This window comes from uncultured Virgibacillus sp. (assembly GCF_947495635.1).
In the GTDB taxonomy this organism is placed as follows: domain Bacteria; phylum Bacillota; class Bacilli; order Bacillales; family Amphibacillaceae; genus Virgibacillus; species Virgibacillus salarius.
The window spans coordinates 1-360 of sequence record NZ_CANMAB010000238.1; the positions used below are offsets into that span (position 1 = coordinate 1).

The 360-nt window shown below is 37.2% G+C and carries 1 protein-coding gene; it reads right to left on the reverse strand.

Annotated features, from left to right (window positions below):
* Positions 1-360: phosphopantetheine-binding protein (locus tag Q1A47_RS20645; RefSeq protein ID WP_299632768.1), on the reverse strand; the 360-nt coding region annotated here is incomplete at both ends.

The following is a 360-nucleotide window of genomic DNA, read 5'->3' on the forward strand; positions in this document are numbered from 1 at the left end:
TGATGGCTATCTGTAAAGTTGTGTTCAAAAAACATCTTTTGAATTGGAATTAGCGGTGCTTCTCCAATCACTTCTTCTTGACTTACTTTACTTTCAAAAGAGATAAGCTGCTCACGAATGGAATGAATCGTTCCATTTTTAAATAATTCATTCATAGCTAATTTAAAGCCATGTTTTTGTACACCGGAGACTATTCTGATTGCTTTAATGGAATCTCCACCTAAATCAAAAAAGTTATCATGGATTCCGACTTTGTCTATGCCTAATACCTCTGACCAAATTACTGCGAGAGTTCGTTCTGTACTGGTTCGTGGGGCTACATAATCATTCGTGACAAGATGCTGTTCAGCTGGTTCTGGT